The organism is Marisediminitalea alba (genome assembly GCF_002993365.1).
GTDB classification, from domain to species: Bacteria; Pseudomonadota; Gammaproteobacteria; order Enterobacterales; family Alteromonadaceae; genus Alteromonas; species Alteromonas alba.
The window spans coordinates 1-4339 of sequence record NZ_PVNP01000071.1 but is presented as its reverse complement, the minus strand read 5'-3'; the positions used below and the strand labels follow the sequence as shown (position 1 = coordinate 4339).

Sequence of the window (4339 nt, the reverse complement as noted above, 5' to 3'; positions counted from 1 at the left end):
AGGTAACTTAAAGGGCGTAGGCCGAATTTACCAGCAGACCTTCGTTGATACGTACAGCAAAGTAGCGTTCGCTAAGCTCTACACAACGAAAACGCCAATCACATCGGCAGATGTATTAAATGACCGTGTATTGCCGTTCTTCGAGGCTCAGGAGCTGCCAATGTTACGGATTTTAACTGACCGAGGCACTGAGTATTGCGGCAAGGTTGAACAGCACGATTACCAGTTGTATCTGGCAATCAATGACATCGACCACACCAAGACCAAAGCGAGGCATCCGCAAACCAATGGTATATGTGAACGCTTCCACAAAACCATCTTAAATGAGTTCTATCAGGTAACGTTCCGCAAAAAGCTCTATGATTCACTGGAAATGTTGCAGAAAGATCTGGACGACTGGCTGGATTATTACAACAATGAACGGACCCATCAGGGCAAAATGTGCTGCGGCCGAACGCCAATGGAAACATTAACTGATGGAAAACGGGTTTGGGCTGAAAAGAATTTAGCTCAAATCTAACCTGACGCCGACACCAGAAAATCTGGGTAACTGTCAGATCAGGTCTGAGCTAGTACACCTAATTGCATCGTGATTTGAATTTGACAGGTTGAGTCCAGACTAATCCAGCTAAGAACATAAGTCTCGGAGCTAATCTAGCTTCTCTCGCTTTTTGAATTCTAGAACGTTGCCTGTTGCCCCCGTTGTTTCCACATCGATCATTAACTCAATATGCTTGCATTCTTCAGGCATATGTTCCCACATAGCAACGGTCATTTGGTGCATTCTCACGGCTTGAGACTTTAAGCGTTTTTTATAATCTCCAAGCTTTTCTTCTTTCTTCTCAATTTCTCTCTTAAGCTTTTTGATTTCTTTTTTAGCTTTGTCTAAGTCTTCCTTAGCCTTTATGTGGAGAGGGTGGCCGCGAACCACAGTATCGGACACATTGCTTACTCCATGAACACGATTTGCTTCAGCGCTTTCGATCAGCGCTTTTGTTTCTGGATAGCGCCTGGCCGATCCATTCGATAACCCCGCTTCTTTCTCAACATTAGAAACAACAATTTTAAGCTTGTTGGCTTTAAGCTTTTGTTTCAACTCTCTGTTAATCGGCTTTTGATGAACAAGCCGCGCCAATGCGTCTCTTAGCTGTCTTTCTGTTGAGCTTAACTCCGCCTTGTCTGTCATGCCTTACGCCTTCCTTGTCGTTTCGATAACCAAATTCAGCACATCTTCTGCAAATTCATACTTTTCATATTTAAATCCTAGATCATCCATGATCGCTTCCGCAGCTTTTACCTGCATAAAGTATTTGGTTGCAGAACTGGAGTTTAATTCATTGTTTTCTTTTAAAAACTCAACGTTTCTCATTGCGTCCATACGGGAGGATTCGGCATAAACAGCATTTTCAATAAAATCATATTCGCAGTCTACACATTCACTTAAATCAATATTGATACGCATTGAACATTGAGTATTAGTGCAATACATCCCAGGAGCAATAGCATGTAAATGTTCTTTACCGTTGGTCAACCGATCTATCCAGTAGTCAACCGATAGCTTGCGTTTGCTTACTCCATCTTCAAAATAACTTTCACCTTCGCGACTAATCTCAGCCGCTGCTGCTTGACCTTTACCTCCTGCGATACGCTTACCATTCGCCATTTTTTGATATATGCGAGCAAATATCTCAGCCTGTTGTGTGACTCGTTCTTTTTGTATTTCGCTGTAAAGTTTTTCAAATGAATAGGCATTTCGGGCATACCATCGCGTCATTGCCATCGACAAATGCGAAAATTGCTGCTTCAAGGCGGGGAAAGAACACAGCTCATAACCAATTAGGTAGTACGCGAGGGAGCGCCGTGTCTGGTGTGGCGAAAAGTGAAATTTATCACCCTGATTAAAAGATGTTTGGGTTGGGTCGGAGGTCTGTAAATGCCCCATATCTTCTGCTGTAAGTGTAAAATCAAATTTATCGCTGTTAAACCCCGTATTAATTTTAGTGTGTAATGCGCTCTTCCCTATAGGTTGGGGAAAAGCGATGTCCTTCAAGTTTGCAAACATTCGATGATTATTTTTCTTTGCAAATCTGTCGCGATAAGGCGTATTAATAGCATTTAATATATGGAAGGCTTTCCAACCCGTTTCCGTGGTTACAAACGTGTCATTTTTGGTTTGACTACTGATCGTAATTTTTGATTGGCGTGTAGTTAGAAAGTAAATGGTTTCCTTGCCAGTTTCGGACTCACATCCATTTTTATCGAAAGTCGTTCTTTGCGCACCGTAAACAGGACTCATTTTGTACAACTCGTCTACGCGCATTCCTGACAATGCCAAGCAAAGCCATGAGGCTTTTGTGTTCAAGCTTCTCAAATACTGTCTAAAACCAGCCCAGCCATAATAAGTGTTGCCAATGCGTGCTCTGAAGATACTAAGACATTCTCGTCGTATTTGAATGCGGGGTTGAATAGATGTGAATATTTGCATCCACCGTGGATCTTCACCTTTATCCGCTAAGGTTATTCCATTGTTGTCGAGCGCCTGGGTAAATCGTTCCCATGATTCTGCATAACCGCCATGAGGTTTATGGCTATAGCCGCTTCTAACCCTCAGAATTTTTCTTTTTACTTCATCGGAATAAAAGGAAATCATCTGCTCAACTGCTTGTTCGATTTCATCTCTTAATCCGTAGGCTTTTACGATATCTTCACTGTACCCTTTTAATGCCGCAAAATAGATTCGGGGGGGAATCACCACTTTTCCGTTTTGCGCATCAGAACTCATGTTGTACATCTTATGGGATTGATGTGAAAAATTGACCTTGAAAGGTAGCAGCCCTTTCAAGTGGACAAGACTATTCAACCCTATAAAACAATAGCTCCTAGAAATATCATACCATCCCTCAGTAACCAAAATTTCTAGATGCTCTTGATTCAATTCCTCAAATGAATTGATGCCACGTTTGATTAGTTGGGCAATATCCTTTCGAAGAGAGTTTTTTTTATTATTTATTGAAGCCAGTTCTATATGTTTAACAGAAAACCACATATCCGCTAATGCTACGCACTTCATTTGATTAAGCATGTGACCAGGGTGAGATCGTGAATATTTATTAACCAGTTGGAGGAAACTAAACGATCAGTTTGACGATCCGGTTTAGTCGTGATCTTATACTCTCTTTTTGGGGAGTAAAACCATGTATATCGAAGCCTTCACCACCCACTTTGGGGAATTATCTGACACGCGTCAATCAGCAAAAGTGACCTATCCACTTGAGGATATTTTGTTTATCACCTTATGTGGTGTCGTCGCTGGAGCCGAAGGGTGGAGCGATATCCGGGACTATGCCGACGGTCATATTGGCTGGTTCCAGCAACATGGTTACTTGCGCGATGGCGTCCCCGTTGATGACACTATTGCCCGTACCATTTCGCGTCTCGACCCAGAGCAGTTTAGAGCTTGCTTTATCAACTGGATGCAGGCTGTACATGAAAGCACCGAAGGACAATTGATTGCGATTGACGGTAAAACGCTGCGAAGCTCCTACCAGCGCGGTGACCGCCAATCAACGATACACATGGTCAACGCGTTTGCCTGCACCAATAAAGTCGTTTTAGGTCAGGTTAAAACCTCAGAGAAGTCGAACGAAATTACAGCAATCCCTGAGCTTATTCAGTTACTTGATGTTCAGGACACCTTGGTATCAATTGATGCTATGGGCTGCCAGACCAGCATCGCAGAGCAAATAGTCGAGCAAGGTGGTGATTACCTGTTCACACTCAAAAGCAATCAGGGCAAGCTCTGTAAAGCAGTCGAGGATGCGTTTACTGAGACACGGGAAGCACCACTTGGTGGCTTAACCTTCGAGCAAAAGCGGGGTCGCATAGAAGCCCGGACATACCATGTGTTAAGTGCTGATGAGGTGAGCAAAGCGTTCCCGCAATGGCCTGAGTTAAAGACGCTTGGCATGAGCATGAGCTTCCGCCAACAACAAGGCAAAGCACCTGAACTGACGTATCGCTACCATATCAGCTCCGCACCATTAAGTGAGAAGCAACTAGCCGAAGCAGTACGTTCCCACTGGGCTGTAGAGAACAGCTTACATTGGGTACTGGATGTCAGCATGGGTGAAGACGACTGCCAGATACACCAGAATCACGGTGCCGAAAACTGGTCGATGCTACGCCATTTAGCGCTAAACATGTTGCGGGCAGAGTCATCAAAAGGCAGCATACCCGCCAAGCAAAAACGGGCTTGGATGAAAGCCAGCTATCTGGAAGCTGTGCTAACTGCGGGTTTTAGTGGCATGATTAATTAGTGAGCACTCATGCGGTTGCCCTG

General features: G+C 43.8%; 4 protein-coding genes. 2 read left to right on the top strand and 2 right to left on the bottom strand.

The genetic code is table 11. The features are described 5' to 3' along the window. A partial coding sequence (locus tag C6Y40_RS08090) for an integrase core domain-containing protein (protein WP_146129523.1) occupies positions 1–520 on the top strand: 520 nt, incomplete at its 5' end. Positions 521–649: 129 nt separating this feature from the next. Here the strand turns inward: C6Y40_RS08090 and C6Y40_RS08085 are convergent. Both C6Y40_RS08085 and C6Y40_RS08080 read right to left on the bottom strand, forming a co-directional pair. Beyond that, positions 650–1186 (bottom strand): hypothetical protein, encoded by a 537-nt coding sequence (locus tag C6Y40_RS08085; RefSeq protein ID WP_061094524.1) that lies wholly within the window; start codon positions 1184–1186, stop codon positions 650–652. Positions 1187–1189: 3 nt separating this feature from the next. Further along, complete coding sequence (locus C6Y40_RS08080) at positions 1190–3046, bottom strand: integrase (RefSeq protein ID WP_205664753.1); 1857 nt, start codon at positions 3044–3046, stop codon at positions 1190–1192. 148 nt (positions 3047–3194) lie between these two features. Here C6Y40_RS08080 and C6Y40_RS08075 point away from each other — a divergent pair, with 148 nt between their 5' ends. Then, entirely contained in the window at positions 3195–4316 is a 1122-nt protein-coding gene (locus C6Y40_RS08075; protein WP_105933256.1) for an ISAs1 family transposase, read from the top strand. Positions 4317–4339: the final 23 nt, after the last annotated feature.